The sequence below is a fragment of the Paraburkholderia sp. D1E genome (assembly GCF_052682275.1).
Genome location: NZ_JBQYMB010000001.1, coordinates 4700533 through 4717233, shown reverse-complemented (window position 1 = coordinate 4717233; position 16701 = coordinate 4700533). Strand labels below are relative to the sequence as shown.

General features: G+C 61.2%; 14 protein-coding genes. 9 read left to right on the top strand and 5 right to left on the bottom strand.

All coding sequences use genetic code 11. From position 1 onward, the window contains the following. Nucleotides 1–133: 133 nt before the first annotated feature. The 5 genes from ACUN0E_RS21010 to ACUN0E_RS20990 all read left to right on the top strand — a co-directional run bounded on the left by ACUN0E_RS21010 (nucleotide 134) and on the right by ACUN0E_RS20990 (nucleotide 9402). On the top strand, nucleotides 134–2761 hold the full coding sequence (locus ACUN0E_RS21010; RefSeq protein ID WP_445567869.1) for an FHA domain-containing protein: 2628 nt from the start codon (nucleotides 134–136) through the stop codon (nucleotides 2759–2761). Further along, on the top strand, nucleotides 2739–4112 hold the full coding sequence (locus tag ACUN0E_RS21005) for an HlyD family efflux transporter periplasmic adaptor subunit (protein WP_445567868.1): 1374 nt from the start codon (nucleotides 2739–2741) through the stop codon (nucleotides 4110–4112). Before ACUN0E_RS21010 ends, ACUN0E_RS21005 begins: the two co-directional genes overlap by 23 nt. A 37-nt stretch (nucleotides 4113–4149) precedes the next feature. Next, nucleotides 4150–4902 (top strand): peptidylprolyl isomerase, encoded by a 753-nt coding sequence (locus ACUN0E_RS21000; RefSeq protein ID WP_408233246.1) that lies wholly within the window; start codon nucleotides 4150–4152, stop codon nucleotides 4900–4902. 88 nt (nucleotides 4903–4990) lie between these two features. Continuing rightward, a complete protein-coding gene (locus tag ACUN0E_RS20995; RefSeq protein WP_445567867.1) occupies nucleotides 4991–8047 on the top strand; it encodes a peptidase domain-containing ABC transporter in 3057 nt (1018 codons plus the stop codon). Next, complete coding sequence (locus ACUN0E_RS20990) at nucleotides 8044–9402, top strand: sigma-54 interaction domain-containing protein (protein WP_445567866.1); 1359 nt, start codon at nucleotides 8044–8046, stop codon at nucleotides 9400–9402. The genes ACUN0E_RS20995 and ACUN0E_RS20990 overlap by 4 nt, the downstream gene beginning before the upstream one ends. An 88-nt stretch (nucleotides 9403–9490) precedes the next feature. Here ACUN0E_RS20990 and ACUN0E_RS20985 read toward each other — a convergent pair whose 3' ends face one another. Continuing rightward, complete coding sequence (locus ACUN0E_RS20985; RefSeq protein ID WP_445567865.1) at nucleotides 9491–10261, bottom strand: PP2C family protein-serine/threonine phosphatase; 771 nt, start codon at nucleotides 10259–10261, stop codon at nucleotides 9491–9493. Nucleotides 10262–10266: 5 nt separating this feature from the next. Further along, a complete protein-coding gene (locus ACUN0E_RS20980; protein WP_054035641.1) occupies nucleotides 10267–10554 on the bottom strand; it encodes a hypothetical protein in 288 nt (95 codons plus the stop codon). A 458-nt stretch (nucleotides 10555–11012) separates the two neighbouring features. Here ACUN0E_RS20980 and ACUN0E_RS20975 point away from each other — a divergent pair, with 458 nt between their 5' ends. Beyond that, the gene (locus ACUN0E_RS20975; RefSeq protein WP_408391541.1) at nucleotides 11013–11516 is read left to right on the top strand and encodes a lecithin retinol acyltransferase family protein; all 504 of its coding nucleotides are present in this window, start codon (nucleotides 11013–11015) and stop codon (nucleotides 11514–11516) included. A 46-nt stretch (nucleotides 11517–11562) separates the two neighbouring features. After that, nucleotides 11563–11817 carry a hypothetical protein gene (locus ACUN0E_RS20970; RefSeq protein ID WP_408233229.1) on the top strand — a complete coding sequence of 85 codons (255 nt, stop codon included), beginning with the start codon at nucleotides 11563–11565 and terminating at the stop codon, nucleotides 11815–11817. On the opposite strand, the gene ACUN0E_RS20965 is transcribed toward ACUN0E_RS20970, so the two are convergent. Further along, complete coding sequence (locus ACUN0E_RS20965) at nucleotides 11814–12701, bottom strand: LysR family transcriptional regulator (RefSeq protein ID WP_445567864.1); 888 nt, start codon at nucleotides 12699–12701, stop codon at nucleotides 11814–11816. The genes ACUN0E_RS20970 and ACUN0E_RS20965 overlap by 4 nt on opposite strands. A 99-nt stretch (nucleotides 12702–12800) precedes the next feature. Between ACUN0E_RS20965 and bla the strand changes: the two genes are divergently transcribed. Both bla and ACUN0E_RS20955 read left to right on the top strand, forming a co-directional pair. Further along, nucleotides 12801–13739: a class A beta-lactamase gene (bla, locus tag ACUN0E_RS20960; protein WP_445567863.1), complete on the top strand. Its 939-nt coding sequence runs from the start codon at nucleotides 12801–12803 to the stop codon at nucleotides 13737–13739. A gap of 183 nt (nucleotides 13740–13922) precedes the next feature. Beyond that, the gene (locus ACUN0E_RS20955; protein ID WP_445567862.1) at nucleotides 13923–14687 is read left to right on the top strand and encodes an IclR family transcriptional regulator; all 765 of its coding nucleotides are present in this window, start codon (nucleotides 13923–13925) and stop codon (nucleotides 14685–14687) included. On the opposite strand, the gene ACUN0E_RS20950 is transcribed toward ACUN0E_RS20955, so the two are convergent. Beyond that, nucleotides 14675–15499 carry a citryl-CoA lyase gene (locus ACUN0E_RS20950; protein ID WP_445567861.1) on the bottom strand — a complete coding sequence of 275 codons (825 nt, stop codon included), beginning with the start codon at nucleotides 15497–15499 and terminating at the stop codon, nucleotides 14675–14677. The genes ACUN0E_RS20955 and ACUN0E_RS20950 overlap by 13 nt on opposite strands. Before the next feature lie 2 nt (nucleotides 15500–15501). Then, the gene (locus ACUN0E_RS20945) at nucleotides 15502–16701 is read right to left on the bottom strand and encodes a CaiB/BaiF CoA transferase family protein (protein ID WP_445567860.1); all 1200 of its coding nucleotides are present in this window, start codon (nucleotides 16699–16701) and stop codon (nucleotides 15502–15504) included.

Below are 16701 nucleotides of genomic sequence, written 5' to 3'. Positions count from 1 at the left end.
ATGCGTGACTTAAAATTTGTAAGGAGCCGGATTCTGCACGGCTCACTAGAACATCCACTATTCGCCGTAACTCTTCTTTCCGTTCCTGTTGCGCTCTCGCCGCAGCGGGTAAACGATTAGTGATCCAGATAAAATGGCCAACGGGGACGCTCCGATTGCTGAGATGCGCGCGACACTGGACTCCACATTCGACGTGGTGCTGTCGCCGGTTGCCTCCGCGCAGCGTCCCGCGCTCAATGCGATCCGGATCGTCGATAATCTGTTCGCGATCGGGCGCAGCGAGGTGCCGTTTACCGACTATCCCGCTGAACGGATTACCCGCCTGTCACGCCGCCATGCGCGCATCTTTACGGAACATGGCGCTGTCTATGTCGCCGATCTTGGCAGCAAGAACGGCACGACACTCAACGGCGTTGCGGTGCGGCAGGCGCCCGCGCGGGTGCGTGCCGGCGACGAATTGTGCTTTGGCGGCGAGCTTTGCTATCGCGTGAGTATCGAGCCGCGCGCGCGAATCGTCGCTGCTGCCAGCTCGGTTCCCGTGCCCGGCTTGCTGCTGGTGCCGCAACGCGACGACCTCGGGCTTCAGCCCATCGACGTGCAGGCGTTCCCCTTTCTCATCAGCAAGGCGGACGAAGTCTTCTCGCGCTACAAGGACCGCTATCCGCATCAGGTCAACTACATCTCGCGGCGCCATGCGCACATCTTTCTGAAGAGTGGCGAACTCTACCTCGAAGATCTGGGCAGCACCAACGGGACATTCGTCGGCGGAAAGCGGCTCGACGAAACCGCGCTGCCGCTTGTGGAGGGGGACCTCCTTGCATTTGGCGGCGACCACTTCGTCTACAGGGTGACACTGCAAAAACCCCCTGAAGTCGAGCCCACCGTGACCCAGGTATTCCTCAATCCCGCCGTCGACGAAGCTGCCGATACCGACAAGACCACGTTCGTTGCCGCCGCGCATTCGTTCCTCGATATCTTTTGCGTCGACCCGGGGCTACAACGCGAAGACGAAGTCAACGAGGCAGCGCAGGCCGCATCGGCACACGCGAAGCGCGACACGCTGACAGGCGGTGTTAGCGGCGTAAATGGCACACATGGCGCGAAGGGCACGAACAGAACAAACGGCGCGCAGGGCGCAAACGGCGCACATGCGCGGCAAGGCACGAATGAAACAAACGCACAGAAGGGCCGATCACGGCGTTGGCGTCTACTCGCGAGCGAACTCAGCAAAGCCTTTGCGGGTAGTGATCACGCGATGGTGCATCGTGCCGCGTGGTGGAGTGGCGCGGCCTTCGTCGTTCTGGTGATCATTGCGCTGACGCTCTACATGCGCGGCTCTTCAGAGCGCGAGTTGAGAAATATGCTGGCGAGCGGCGATTACACCAGCGCGGTGACGGCGGCAAACGGCTACCTGGCGAATCATCCCACCGACACGAAAGTCAGCGCATTGGCGAGCGAAGCGCTACTCAAGGCGAAACTCCCCAACTGGCTGAACACGCTGCAAAAGGCGCAGTTCGATCAGGCCGACGCGCTGCTCAAGGAGATGAGCGCGTTGAGTACAAACAATGCGGACGCCGCCTCTCTGGTCGGCGAATTGCAGTGGGTGGGAGACCTGGAGCGCTTCGTGGTGGGGCGCGGCGGGGCAGACGCGCCGATCCGCATGTACACCGACGAGGCCACGATTAGCGGCCTGCTGCAACGTTGGGACGACGACGCCAGGAGCCATCAGCGCGCACTCGACCGTATTGCCTCGTACGTCCCTGTTTTTGCGGAGCCGTACGCGCAGGCGCTGAGCCATTTGCGCAAACTGGAGAGCGACGACTCGGTGTATATCGCCGCCATCGACCGCCTGAACGGCACCATTCGCACCGAACTGGCGCGCGACAAGCCGGACGCGCTGCCTGCCGTCCTCGACGATTATGCGCAACGCTATCCGCGTCTCGCCGGCCTCGATCGTGTACGGGAAGACTTGCGCCATTACGCCGACGTGCTGAACGCCGCGCTTAGTCGGCAATTGACGCCGTTGCTCGCCTTGCTGAAAACGGTGCGTTTCAATACGCCGCCATTTCAGGTGCAGTTTCAGCAACTGGCTGCGAGCCGCCTGCCGTCGGCGGATGTCATTCAGCGTCATGACGCAGCGAGCGCGGCGTGGCAGCGGGGCGAGGCACAACAGGCGCTGACAGGCTTGCAGACCATGCCTGCCGGGCCATGGTCTGACGTGATCGCAGCGGAACTGGCGCACAAGAAAGCGCTGCTCGACCAGTTCACCGAATTGCAGAAGACACGCGGCAGCAAGGATTACGACCAACGCCTGCTGTCGTTCTACGCCAGTCTTGACCCAACGGCGGACGCGTGGTTCGTGCAATCCGTTCAGAAAGACGTCGCCGCTTTGCACGACAAAGCACTGGCGCGTGCGCAAGACCTGTTGTTGCGCGCACAAAGTCTCTGGAAGCAGTATCGGGCGAGCGGTCCGATCGGCGGCACGCAACGGCTGGAGGCGGGGATTTCGCCCGGCTTTCGCAGCGAGGCGCGTCTGCTTTCCGATGCGCAGTCCGCCGCGCAACAGGGCATGCGTATCTATACGCAGCTGAAAGCGGATCATCCCACCGACTTCGACCGCCTGCTCGCGGATATCGAAGCCGAAGCGGATCTGCAGCGCCGTTCGCTGACTGACTTGCGCATGGTGCTGGACCCTGGGCTGTTGAAGGCAAAGCTGGCGTTGATTGGAGGCGAGCAGAGTGAAACGCGACAGTCACCCTAGACCGTTGTCGGAGGCGCTGGAGGACCACAGCGTCGAAGGCATCGCGATTCTGACCGCGGAGCCGGTGCGGCTCGCCCGCGCGCTGATCTGGGCGATGGTCGCACTGGTGGTGGCCGGTTTGCTGTGGTCGTTCGTGGGTCGCGCGGATGTGATCGTCAGTGCACAAGGCACGCTCTCACCGGAATCGGAGGTGCGCCGCATCTATGCGCCGATCGACGGCGAGCTCGCCGATCTGTACATCGCCGAGGGGCAGCCGGTATCGAAGGGCGACGTGCTGGCGCGACTGAATGCGCGCGGTGCGATCGAGGCAGCGAGCAACGCGCTGCAGGCGCAGCTCAAACTCGAAGACGCCGAACGCGACTGGAAGCAGTTCCCCGAGAAGAAAGCGCTGATGGAGCGCAAGGCGGCCGCGCTGAAGGCGCAGATGGAAGTGGAATCGCATCAACACGAAAACCGCGTCTCCGAAGGCACGACCAAGCTTGCTGAGGGCCAAAAGGCCGAACTCGACGAAGCGCGCAGCGTGCTCGACAACACGCGCCGTACGCGCGAGGCGGCGCGTCAGGAACTGGACCGCTACTCGCGGCTTTTCGCCCAACCGGGTGGCGGCGGTATCGCCGAGTTGCAGGTGGAGCAGAAACGAACCGCCGCGATGGAAGCGGATAACGCCTACCGTGTCGCGCAATCGAAACTCGCGGAACTGGATTTCCGCCTGAGCCACGAATACGCGCAAGCGAACGCGCAACTCGAAACCAGCGGGCAGCAGACCACCGACCTGCAGCTTCAGTACGATTCGGCAGTCCGCGATATCACCGACGCAGAAGACAAGCTGCGTCTGCAACTGCAGACCGCGCGCCTCGTGGCCGAAGCCGCCGCGCGGATCCGCTTCGAGAACATCGACAAAGACAATTTCCTGCTGATCCTCGCACCGGTCTCCGGCGTCATCACCGACGTCACCTCCACACAGCGGGGCGACAAGATTCAGGCGAACGCGCCGCTCGGCGGCATCGCGCCGAAAGACGCGAAGCCCGTGCTGAAGATCGAAATCGCCGAACACGATCGTGCTTTTCTGCACGAGGGCCAGCCCGTGAAGCTGAAATTCAACGCGTTCCCGTATCAGCGCTATGGGTTGATCAGCGGCACGCTCGCCTATATTTCGCCGGCCACCAAACCGTCCGTGCAGGACAAGCAGCCGGTGTACGAAGGCCGCGTCACGCTCGACAAGAACTACTACCAGATCGCCGACACCCGCTATCCGCTGCGCTACGGCATGACGGCGAGCGCGGAGATCGTGGTGCGCGAGCGGCGCCTGATCGATCTGGGTCTCGATCCGTTCAGGCAGGTAGCAGGTTGAGCGCGCCGATTACACGTCAATCAAAGGAGCGGATGACATGACCGCGATAGTGCGAATCGATGACGAAGTCGTGGACGTTTCCGAGTTCATTCGTCTTCTGAAATTGACCGGCCAGTTCGAGAGCCTGATCGAGCAGATTGTGCGCGACAAGCTCACGGTGCATGCGGCAAAGAAACAGGGCATTGCCGTCACTGCGGACGAAATCCAGCAGCGCGCCGATCAGTTCCGCCGTGTGCGCGGCTTGCATCGCGCGACGGATATGAATCAGTACCTCGATGCGCTCGCCGTGAGTCTCGACGAGTTCGAGGCGTTCATTACGGACGGGCTGTATCAGGAAAAAATGCTCGACGTGGTCGGTAACGAGGCGGCGATCAGGGATTACTTCGCGCTGAATTCGCCGAAGTTCGACGCGATCGAGGTGAGCCATATCGTGCTCGACAGCGAGGGCAAGGCGAAGGAGATGATCTCGTACCTGCACGACGATCCCGAGAGCTTCGCCGACATGGCTCGCGAGCATTCAATTGCGGATACCCGCGAAGCCGGTGGCGTGATTGGCAAGGTGCTGCGCGGATCGCTGAAGCCAGATATCGAGGCGAAGATTTTCAATGCAGCGGTGGGTGATCTGCTGGGGCCGTTTCCGTCCGCGGATCGCTCGTGCTTCGAGATTTTCGCCGTGACGGCGAAATATCCCGCCACGCTCGACGCGGATGTGGCCGCTGAAGTGCGGCGCCTGCTGCGTGAGAGCTGGCTGATTGCGCGTGCGCAGGAACACGTGATCGAAGCACGCTAGCCAGCGTATATCGCGTCACCTCACATGACGCCGCAACGCAAAATCGAAATACCAGGTAACGCAAAGCCGAACCGAGGTCCGCAAGCACATGGATGCACCCCAGACCGCGCCCCCCACTGCCGAATTTCTCACCTCGGTGGAAATCCTCTCGCCGTTTTCGCGCGACGAGATCGAGCGTCTTGCCGAATATGCGCAGGCACGCTTTTATTCGTTTGGCGAGACAGTGTGTTCAGCAGGCGAGACAGCTGACGGCCTTTATGTGGTTCGCTCGGGCTCGGTACGTATCTTCACCGAGGAACACGGCAAGGAAACCAGCATGGGCGTGCGCAAAACCGGCGAGATTTTCGCCGACATTGCGATGTTGCGCGCGTATGTGCATGAGGCGTCGGTGCGGGCGTCCGCGAAAACCGAGCTGCTGTTCATTCCTCGCACCGCGATCGAGCCGGTGCTCGCCGGCAATCAGGCTGCCTTGGCCTTTATTGCGAGTTACGTGGCGATCAGTTCGGCCGGTGGGTTCGTCGCGCAGTTGTTCGATCTGCGCGGCAAACTCAACAAGGCGGAACTCGAAGAATATGTGCGCAGCGTCGGCGTGAAGCGGGCGGCCGCCGGCAAGGAAATTCTCAAGCAGGACGGGCGCGACGACCGGCGGCTCTATGTCGTGCGGCAAGGCGGAGTGCGCATTGTCCGTCATGAGGAAGGCCACGACTACACGCTTGCGACGCTGGGGGAAGGCGAAATATTCGGCGAGAAAGCGTGTTTGATGCGGCAGGAGCAGATGGCGTCAGTCGTGGCAACGACGGATACGCGGCTGCTGGTGATTCCCGAACGAACCGTCCATTTCATTCTGGAGCGCAACCCGAAGCTGCGCGAAGTCCTGGATGAGCGGATTCGTTACGGCGACCGCGAATTGCAACGGCAAAAGCGCCTCGAACAGCGGCGCAAGTTGCCCTTGATGCTTGATTTGCAGACCAAACCCGAGTTCGGCGAGAAGGTCATCAAACGCTTCGCGCTGGTCGAACAGGCTGAAGAAATGGATTGTGGCGCCGCGTGTCTCGCCATGGTATGCCGCCACTACAGCATCCCAATGACGCTCGGCAAGCTGCGCGAACTCGCCAACGTCACGACACAAGGCGCCACACTCGACAGTCTCGCGCGCGCGGGCGAGTCGCTCGGTTTCACTGCACGCGGCGTGCAATGCACATTCGATTCATTGCGCGGTTTCGATCTGCCCTTCATTGTGCATTGGGAAGGTTATCACTATGTGGTGGTGTACGGGCTTTCGAAGGAATACGTGTGGGTTGCCGATCCGGCACTCGGCTTTAGAAAAATGACGGTGGAGGATTTCGAGCGCGGCTGGAGCGGCACTTGTCTGTTATTTACCGGTGGACCGAATCTCTTGCAGATGTCCGCCGCACGTTCGCCGTGGATACGCTTTGTGGGCTATCTCAGGCCGTACAAGAAGATTCTCGGCCACCTGTTCCTCGCCACCTTCGTGATTCAGGTGCTTGGTGTGATTCCGCCACTGATTATCCAGAACATTCTCGACGGCGTGATCGTGCATCAGAACGTCAGCCTGCTGCATCTGCTGATCGGCGGCCTGATTATCGCCAATGTGTTTTCGCAACTGATGTCGTCGATTCGCGCGTATCTCGCGAACTTCATGGTGCGTAATATGGACTTCGCGATGATGTCGCAGTTCTTCAAGCACACCCTGTCGCTACCGTTTTCGTTTTTCGCCAAACGGAAAACTGGCGATATCTTCGCGCGCTTTCAGGAGAACCAGACGATCCGCGCTTTCCTCACCGAATCCACAGTGACCACCGCGCTCAACCTGCTGATGGTGTTCATCTACTTCACGATCATGTTCGTCTACAACGTGAAGATGACGCTGGTCCTAATCGCGTTTGTGATACCGATCATGGCGCTGACCGCGCTGGCCACGCCGAAGATCAAGAACTATGCGCGCGAGGTGTTCACGGCGTCGACCGAATCGAAGTCATTTTTGATGGAGGCGCTTGCTGGCGTCGAGACCATCAAGGGTATGGGCATCGAACGGCCGGTACGGTTGCGCTGGGAGAAGAAGTACGCGAAGGCGCTCGAAGTGCAATACCGCGCGCATGCCTTCAGTATTCTTGTTGGGCTTGGCAGCCAGTTGCTGAACGCGGCGACAACGATCGCCATTCTCTGGGTCGGCGCGAATCTGGTGCTGGCGCGTGAAATGACCATCGGTCAGTTGATTGCCTTCAATGCGTTCATGGGTAGCGTGCTGGGTCCGCTGATGGGACTGGTCGGCTTATGGAGCATGTTGAACGACGCAGGCGTGGCGATGGAACGCCTCGGCGACGTGCTCGATATCGAACCGGAACAGAAGCCGCAGGATTTGCCTTCGCGCGTGATGCTGCCTGAACTGCAAGGCGAAATCAGCCTCAACGGGGTCTATTTCCGCTACGGCGAGAACGATTCGGCGTATGTACTGGAAAATATCAGCTTCGAGATCAAGCCCGGCGAACTGGTAGCGATTGTAGGCCGCAGCGGTTCGGGCAAGACGACGCTCGCCAAGCTGCTGGTCGGCTTCTACGCCCCGACCGAAGGCAAGATGACCATTGACGGCTACGATCTTGGCGTGGTCGATAAAGCATACTATCGCGCGCAAATCGGCTATGTCATGCAGAGCAATCTGCTGTTTTCCGGCACGATCGCCGAGAACATAGCAAGTGGCGACGACGCGCCCGAACGGCGCCGTATCGAAGAAGTCGCGAAAATGGCCGACGCGCACGCGTTCATCAGCAAGATGCCGCTCGGCTACGAGCAGATTGTCGGTGAACGTGGCATTGGTTTATCCGGCGGCCAGATCCAGCGGCTGTGCATCGCGCGGGCGCTGTATCACGATCCGCGTCTGCTGGTATTCGACGAAGCGACCTCGGCGCTGGATTCGCAATCGGAAAGCAATATCCTCGGCAATATGCACGACATTCTGAAAGGCAGAACGGCGGTGATCATTGCGCACCGGCTCAGCACCATCATGCGAGCGGACCAGATTCTGGTGCTGTATGAAGGGGCGATTGTCGAACAGGGCTGTCACGATGAACTGATCCAGCGCGGCGGCATGTACTACCAGTTGGTCCAGAAACAGTTGAGTGCGTGATGAAGATACTCGACCAGGTAGAAGAGCCCAGCCCGGCGATTTCGTACGCGGGCCTGATCGAGCGGATCGAAATTCTGCGTTCGACGCTGCGCTGGTCATCCCGTCTCGAGCGTGCCGACATCGACAAACTGCTCCGGCAAGCCACCTCGTTACGCGACGAGGTCATGCAGCTCTCGCACAGGGAGCGGTTTGTGCAGGCCGCAACGGCCGCTGAGCCTGTTGCGCCCGCCGACCAATCGCGTGGCGCGCGTAGAAAAGCATTGATCGAGCGCAGTTTTATTTTTGAAGGGACATTTGGCGACAATCCGCGTTTGCTCGAATCGCTCGAAATCGCCGAGAAAGCGGCACCGACCGATTTGCCGGTGTTGATCGACGGCGAAAGCGGCACCGGCAAGGAACTCATGGCGAAGGTGATCCACGCAAATGGCTCGCGCTCGGATAAGCCGTTTATCTCCGTGAATTGCGGCGCTATTCCGGAGAATCTGTTGGAGTCGGAATTGTTCGGTCATCGCAAGGGCGCGTTCACAGGGGCCTCAAATGACCGCAAGGGAAAATTCGAAAGCGCGCATACAGGCACGATCTTTCTCGACGAAATCGGTGAGTTGCCGCTGGCCGGTCAGGTGAAGCTGCTGCGCGTGCTGGAAGCGCACGAGATCCAGCGTGTGGGCTCCGATGAGACGATTGCCGTCGATACGCGCATCGTCGCGGCAACCAATCGCAATCTGCGGAAATTGAGCGAAGAGGGTAGGTTTCGCGAGGATTTGTTCTACCGTCTCAGCGTGATTCACGTCACGTTGCCGCCGCTGCGCGAAAGGCGCGATGAGATTCCGCTGCTGATCGCATGGTTCGGCGATGAAGCCGCGGGCACGCTAAAACGCAGGCCGGTGAGATTGACGCCGCGTCTGCGGGACTTTTTGCTGAACTATGCGTATCCAGGCAATATTCGCGAACTGCGCAACGTGATGTATCGCGTGTCGTGTCTGGCTGGAGATATGGCGGATATCGATCATCTGCCGATGGATATGCGGCCGGCCGCGCCTGGCGCAGCCGCGGTTTTGTCGAATGCGGCCGCCGCGACCGGGCAGGAGCAGATCAGCGTGGCGAATCTGATGTCGCTAAGCGACGCGAAGCGCGCCGCGAGTGACGATGCGGAAAAAGCCTTCCTGGAGCGCGGCCTTCGCGAAGTGAGCGGCACCGTTGCGGAACTGGCGCGGCGCATCGATATGAACCGCTCGCATTTGCAAATGCTCCTGAAGAAGCATGGTTTGCATTCAAAGGACTTCCGCAATCGGAATGCGTCACCCACGAGCCAAAACGGCGCTGATGGGCACGATGAAGACGACAGCGATAGCTGAGGCTGCGTGCCTGAGGTACGCGGAGGTGCGCTGAGGTGCCCTAAGGCGCCTTTAACGTATTCGACGTAGTGCTTTCAAGCCCATGCTTTCAAGGCGCCGGATTAAGCAAGGTTTTGTCGGACGCATACGGATCTTCAGCTTGCACCACGACCGCGGTGACATTGTCACGTCCGCCACGTGCAATAGCCAACTCAACCAGTTCATCGGACGCGCGCTCACACGCCGCCGTAGTCAGCACCGCCAGTATTTCCGCATCGCTTACCTCGTTGCTCAGACCATCGCTGCATAGCAGGAAGACATCGCCATCCGCGACTTCGATTGCATCGTCATCGAGTTCGAGTACATCCGTTGCGCCGACCGCGCGCGTGATCATGTGCTGCGCCGGGTGATGCCGCGCTTCTTCGTCGGTAATCATGCCGAGCGACTTGAGCTCTTCCACCTGACTATGATCGCGCGTGAGTTGCCGCAACTGCCCTTCGCGGTACAGATAGAGACGACTGTCGCCAGCCCAGAGATAGCCGCAGAAGCGGTCGCACGCGAGTAGCACGATGACGGTGCTGCCAATCCGTTGCACCTGGCGGCGCGCGGCTTCGTCCCTCAGTTGGCGGTTGGCTTTTTGCAGCCGTGCCCGTGCGTCGGCGATACAGGTTTTCATGGCGAGCGGCGGCGCGAGCCGGCTCAGCGCGTCGATCACCATCCGGCTCGCCAGATCGCCGACTGCGTGCCCGCCCATGCCATCGGCGACGGCCCAGCGTCCGGGTTCGGGCTGGTCGAGGCAGGCATCTTCGTTGATTTCACGGACGCGTCCGGCGTCGGAACGCGCGGACGACGTCCATCGAAATTGGCTCGGACAGGTCACAAGGGCTACACCGTATCGTTTCTGCTGCGTGCGTCGGGCGAGACGTTGATATTCGAGTTCGCGCCGGTGTTGCGCACATCCACCGACTGGAACGTGTTGATCATCTGGTTAGCATAGAAGTTGTTCGAGATGTCGTACAGGTTCACCACCGGACCGATGCTCGGCGTTTCCCGCACATAGGGCTGAATCCAGCCGTACACCCACGGCGCACCGCCGCCGCCGCGGATTGCCGCCATCGCTTTACGGTCGAGCGCGAGGTTCAGCGAGAGGTCGTTCACTGTGATGGAAGCCATGTCGTTCTCCGGTTGGCCGCGTGCGTCGGGCATGCGGTTGAAAAGGAATTGAACGTGATGGTGCAAGTGCCATGCCAATTTGCGGTTCGAGCGCGCGCTTTCTCGTAACCCGTTGAAAGCGCGGCGATTCCGCCTGCTTGGCGTGGGGTGCCTGTTCATGCGGAGGTGCGGAGGTTGGGATACGACCAACATCCGGGCGCGCGCAACGGTGCGAGACCCAACACATTGGGCAGACGCCCGGCCCCTGACTCGCCGACTCGCTGCGGCTCAGCCAACACCTCAAATGATCGACGTTTGCCAACAGATTGCCTTGAATTGTGTCGGCTCACTACGGACACATGCTGCGCTCACAACACCTCGCAATTCCTGCCACCCCTTTAAACAAAGGCTTTTCCGCACATGGCCCGGATGATGCAAAAGATCTTGCAACAGTGTTGGATATCGAAGCGAGGCCGGCCATGAACACGAACCATCTTCCGACGAGCAGCGAAGGCCGCGACGCATGCAGCAATGAAGCGTCGACCATCGACCTGCCGATCGGCGCGCATCTCGTCACGCAACGGAGCGGCTACGAGCATCACGGCATTTACGTTGGTAATGGCCGCGTAGTCCATTACGCAGGCTTCGCGAGCTCGGCGCATCGCGGCCCGGTTGAAGAGGTGGAATTAACCCGCTTCGCCGCCGGTCATCCATTGACAATCCGCCCGACGCCCAGCGCCCGCTACATCGGCGATGAAGCCGTACGCCGTGCGCGCTCCCGCCTCGGCGAAAACCGCTACCGCCTGCTGACGAACAACTGCGAGCATTTTTGCGCGTGGTGCCTGCTTGGCGAAAGCCGCAGCGAACAGGTGCATTGCTGCTTAAGGCATCCCCGCGCCGGTATGCGCGCGCTGGTGTGTCTGGTGAAGGCGTTTGTCGAAAGTGGCGTGAAGGATGGTCAGGTTGCCGCCCAGATCGCGTGAGCGAGTGGGAACGAGTTAAAGAATTCAAGGATTTAAGGAGTGCATCATGGTTGCCGCAGAAAAGACCTTGCACTGGGCCGTTGATAAATGGCTCGCGCCGACACCGTCGATGCCCGCGCGTGTCGTGCGGTTTTGCCACAGCGCGTCGCAGCATCGGCGCTACGTCTGCGTGGAAGCACTGCGGCCGGGCGGTTTGCTGTCGATCTTCTTTTTTCGTCACGACGACGGCTCGTGGAACGTGTTCCCGCCGCAAGCCGAGCGGCCCGCCATGAACGGCCATCGCCGCGCGACAGTTTGCTAGCCTGGTGTGCTTGGTGTGTGCAGCGCCGCTTCCTTGACGATCCACTGACTGAACAGCAACATCGCCGGCGTCATCGGTTTGCCCTTCAACCACGTCAGCCAGTAGCTGCCGGCGTGCACTTCCACCTCGAACGGGCGCACAAGCCGGCCCGTGGCGATCTCGTGATCGAACATCAGCGCAGGCGCCAACGCGATACCCGCACCCTGCATGGCCGCTTCCACCATGAGCCGTGACGAATCGAACACCGGTCCGCGAATCGGCCGGGGCGGGATGCCGGCGGCCGCGAACCATGTCATCCAGTCGTCGACGCGATAGGAACGCAGCAAGGTTTCGTTGGCGAGATCCGCAGGTTCGGACAGACGCCGCGCGATCTCCGGCGCACACAGAATCGCGAGCGGCGCGTCGAGCAGCCGGGTGGCGAGCGAGCCGGGCCAGGTGCCGTCGCCGAAACGAATCGCGAAGTCGAGGCCTTCTGTGGCGAGATCGACCAGATTGTTGTTCGTCAGCAGCCGCAGCTCGACAAATGGATGCGCGTCGCGAAACGACTTGAGCCGTGGCATCAACCAGCCCACCGCGAAGGTGCCCACCACGCCGACCGTCAACACCTCGTGAAAATGGCCGCCCTCGAACTGCTTGAGCACGGCTTCGATGCGATCGAACGCGTCCGTGAGGACCGGACGTAGTGCCAGACCTTCTTCCGTCATGGCCAGCCCGCGGGGCAGCCGTTTGAAGAGCGCGGTGCCCAGCCGTTCCTCCAGCGTTCTGACCTGCTGGCTCACGGCCGCCTGGGTGACATTCAATTCGAGCGCGGCGCGTGTAAAGCTCAGATGTCGCGCGGACGACTCGAAGGCGCGCAGCGCGTTTAACGGGAGATACGGTCTCATGGCGGAAGCATAAGATTTTCTAGGGTATCGACTAACTTATCATCGTTTGCCAGCGAATGCAGGAAAACCGATAGTTGCGGCTTCACATAAGGAGCGGCGATGATCACAAGACGGAAGTTCGCGGGTGGGATGCTTGGCGTTTCGATAGCTGGGATTGCGGTTGGGAGTGGAGGCGCTTTCGGGAAAGTGGTGAAGGCGGGCGCTATGAAGCAGGACGGCGGCATGGCCAAGGCGGACGTGATCCGTCAACGGCTCGCGCAGATCGAAGCGGAAAGCGGCGGCCGGCTCGGTGTTTCGATCGTCGACACGATGTCTGGATTGCACGCCGGTTTGCGGACGGACGAGCGTTTTCCGATGTGCAGCACGTTCAAACTGCTGGCGGCGGGTTTCGTGCTGACGCGCGTGGATCACGGACAGGAGGACCTGGAACGGCGCATCGTGTTTTCTAAAAGCGATCTTGTGCCGTACTCGCCGGCCACCAGTAAGCACACCCGTGAGCTCACTGGCGACGCAGGGATGAGCGTCGCCGACTTGTGCAAGGCGGCCATTACGCTCAGCGACAACACCGCGGCCAATCTGCTGCTGGCGAGCTTTGGCGGGCCCGCCGCCTTGACTGCGTTCGCACGGAGTATCGGCGATGGCATCACACGCCTGGACCGCAATGAGCCGACACTGAACGAAGCGACGCCCGGCGATCCGCGCGACACCACCACGCCCAACGCGATGCTCGGCAACCTGCGCGAACTTCTGCTGGGCGAGCGTTTGTCTTCGTCGTCGCGTGCGCAGCTGCTTGCCTGGCTCGCCGCCAATCAGACCGGCGGCGAACGGATTCGCGCGAAGCTGCCGAAGGATTGGGGCGTCGGCGATAAAACCGGCACGGGCGATCACGGCACGGCAAACGACGTCGCGATTCTGTGGCCACCGGGACGCGGGCCGATTCTCGTCACCGTCTACCTGACCGGAACGAACGGCGACGCGGCGCGCTGCAATGCGGCGATTGCAAACGTCGGCGCGCTGGTGGTGGCGTCGGTGCAATAGTGGCGAGTACGAGCCGCGGATGAACCGGTGGACGTGTAAGCGTGCCTGCTGTCGGGAAAAATGGCGCATGTCCCCCGTTTTCTCGCCGTTTCGGCTCAGAACAACCGCTGACAGGTATGACAGCCCCGCGTCATGGCGTAAAATTTCAGCTTCGATATGAAGCAACGTGACTTACGCTAACTCATGCCAACGCCAGCGGACAAATCAAACTCTAAGGAAAGCGAAGGCGTTGCCGTCATCGATCGTGCTTGCGCGATTCTGTTCGCCTTCAGACCAGACGACGCCGCGCTCACGCTCGCCGAACTCGCGGCGCGCACGGGGCTCTACAAGAGCACCTTGTTGCGGCTCGCGGGCTCGCTGATCCAGCACCGCCTGCTGCTGCGTCTGGACGACGGCCGCTATCAACTCGGCTCCGCGACTTTCATGCTCGGCGCGCTGTACCAGCGCAGCCTGAACCTCGGCGATATTCTGGTGCCGCTGATGCACGAACTCGCGGAAACGAGCGGCGAAAGCGTGTCCTTTTACGTACGCGACGAGGCGGTGCGTGTGTGCCTGCATCGCGTGGACTCAACGCATGCGGTGCGTTTTCATGTGCGCGAAGGCGACGTGCTGCCGCTGGAAAGCGGCTCGGGCGGCCTCGCATTGCTGGCGTTCGGCGGCACGCCGGGCGAGCCATACGAGAAGATTCGCGAAGACTTCTACTGTGTGTCGATCGGCGAGCGCGATCGCGAGACGGCCGGGATTTCGATGCCGGTATTCGGCGTGCGCCAGAGTGTGCGTGGCGTGCTCACACTCGCGGGCCCGAGTTCCCGCATCGATCAGGCGTTTCTGGAGGGCAATCTCTGCGCGCTGTTCGATTGCGCTGCGCGCGCAACCGATGCATTGGGCGGCGACTCGCGCGCGATGCGCAACGCACAGCGGCGCGCGGCCGCGGTTCAGGAGAGGTGACGCTCGGGCTTGCCCGTGTAGGTGTAGCTCATCTGACGCGGCATCGGGCCTTTGTTGCGCTCGTTGCGTCCGCGTTGCTCCCAGGCATGCGACAGAATGCCGACCGCGCGTGACAGGCAGAACACCCCGCGTGCCAGTTCCGGCGCAAAACCGAGTTCCGCGTAAATCACGGCGGTTGCACCGTCGATATTCATCGGCACGGGTTTGTTCTTGCGCTGCTTGAGGAGTGCTTCGATTCCGCGCGCGATAGCGGCGTATTGTCCGCCGATACTCTTCTGTTCGACGCTTTCGTCCACGAGAGAAAGAAGCCGGATGGCCCGTGGATCGACCGGGTGAAAGCGGTGCCCGAATCCGGGCAAATACTTGCCATGTTCGGCGGTAAACGCATCGACACCTTGCACGACGGCTTCTTCCAACGTGGCGCCTGCTTTCATGCGTTCGGCAATCGAGTCGTACAGTTCGACCGCCTGCTGACCGGCGCCGCCATGCACGTCATCCAGCGCATTGATCGCCGAGGCCATCGCGCCGTTCAACGGCAAGCCGCAACTGGTCGCCATCCGCGAGATCGCAATCGACGGTGCATGTGGACCATGATCCACCGACGCCACCAGCGCCGCCTCGAACAAGCGCGCTTGCGCGGCGTCAGGCAGTTCGCCGCGCAGCATCAGCCAGATCATCTGCGGGAAGCTGACGTTGCCGATCAACTCCTGAATCGGGAAACCGCGCACCTTGATCGAGCCAGGATGAATATCGATGATCGAGGTGCTCCAGTACTCGGCGGCGAGCTTGGCGGCGTCGAATGCTTGCGTCATGTTCAGATCACTCCTTCGGAGCGTAGGTGGTCGATTTGCGCGTCGTCGTACCCGAGCGAGGTGAGATGTTCACGCGTGTGAGCCGATAGAACCGGCGCGGGTGTGGTCGGCGCCGTGTCGCCATCGGAGAGGCGAAAGCCCGCACGCGTCACACGTTGCCGCTCAGTGGTACCGTCAGCGGCAAATTCGCGAATGAACTCGCGCGACGCCAGATGCGGGTGCGCGAGGATCTCCGGCACCGACATCACGCGCCCGGCCGGCACGCCGGCTTCGAAGAATTTGGCTTCCCAGTGGGTCGCGCTGTCGCTTGCCAGCGCCGCTTCGATTTCGGCCTTCAATGCCGCGCGGTTCACTTTGCGCGCGTTGCGCTCGGAAAAACGCGCGTCGTCGAGCAGATCGGCGCGGCCGATCAGATGGCAGAGGCTGGCAAACTGCTTGTTCTCGTTCGCGGCGATATTGAGCGGCCCGTCGCCCGTTTTGAAGGTGCCCGAAGGCGCGGCGGTGAAATTTTCGTTGCCCATCGGCACGGGCGTGACGCCGGCGTTCAGATAGTTCGAGACGACCCAGCCCATCGTCGCAAGCGTGGCTTCCAGCATCGAGACGTCGAGCATGCGTCCGTGTCCGCTCGCACGCGCATCGAGCAACGCAGCGCAGATGCCGAACGCAGCCGTGAGACCCCCCACGGTGTCCGAGACCGGATAGCCGACGCGCATCGGTGCGCTGTTGGCGTCGCCGGTTACGCTCATCACGCCCGAGATGCCCTGAATGATCTGATCGTAGGCGGGGCGTTTCGAAAACTCGCCATCCATGCCGAAGCCCGAGATCGCGCAATACACGAGTTTCGGATTGACCTCGCGCAGCGCGTCGAAATCCAGGCCGAGCCGCGTCATCACACCGGGCCGGAAATTTTCGACCAGCACGTCCGCGGTTTTGACTAGCTCGCGCAAGATGGTCTTGCCGCGCGGGTCTTTCAGATTGAGTGTGATGGACTGCTTGCCCGCATTCACCGCAACGAACGAGGCCCCCATGTTGCGCGTCGACGCTTCCTTGTCCGCACCCAGGCGCCGCGCAAGGTCGCCCCCTTCGGGGTGCTCGACCTTGATCACGTCGGCGCCGAGCAGCGCGAGTTGATACGCGCAGAACGGTCCCGCCAATACATTCGATAAGTCCAGTACCCGCACTCCAGCCAACGGCAGCGTCAT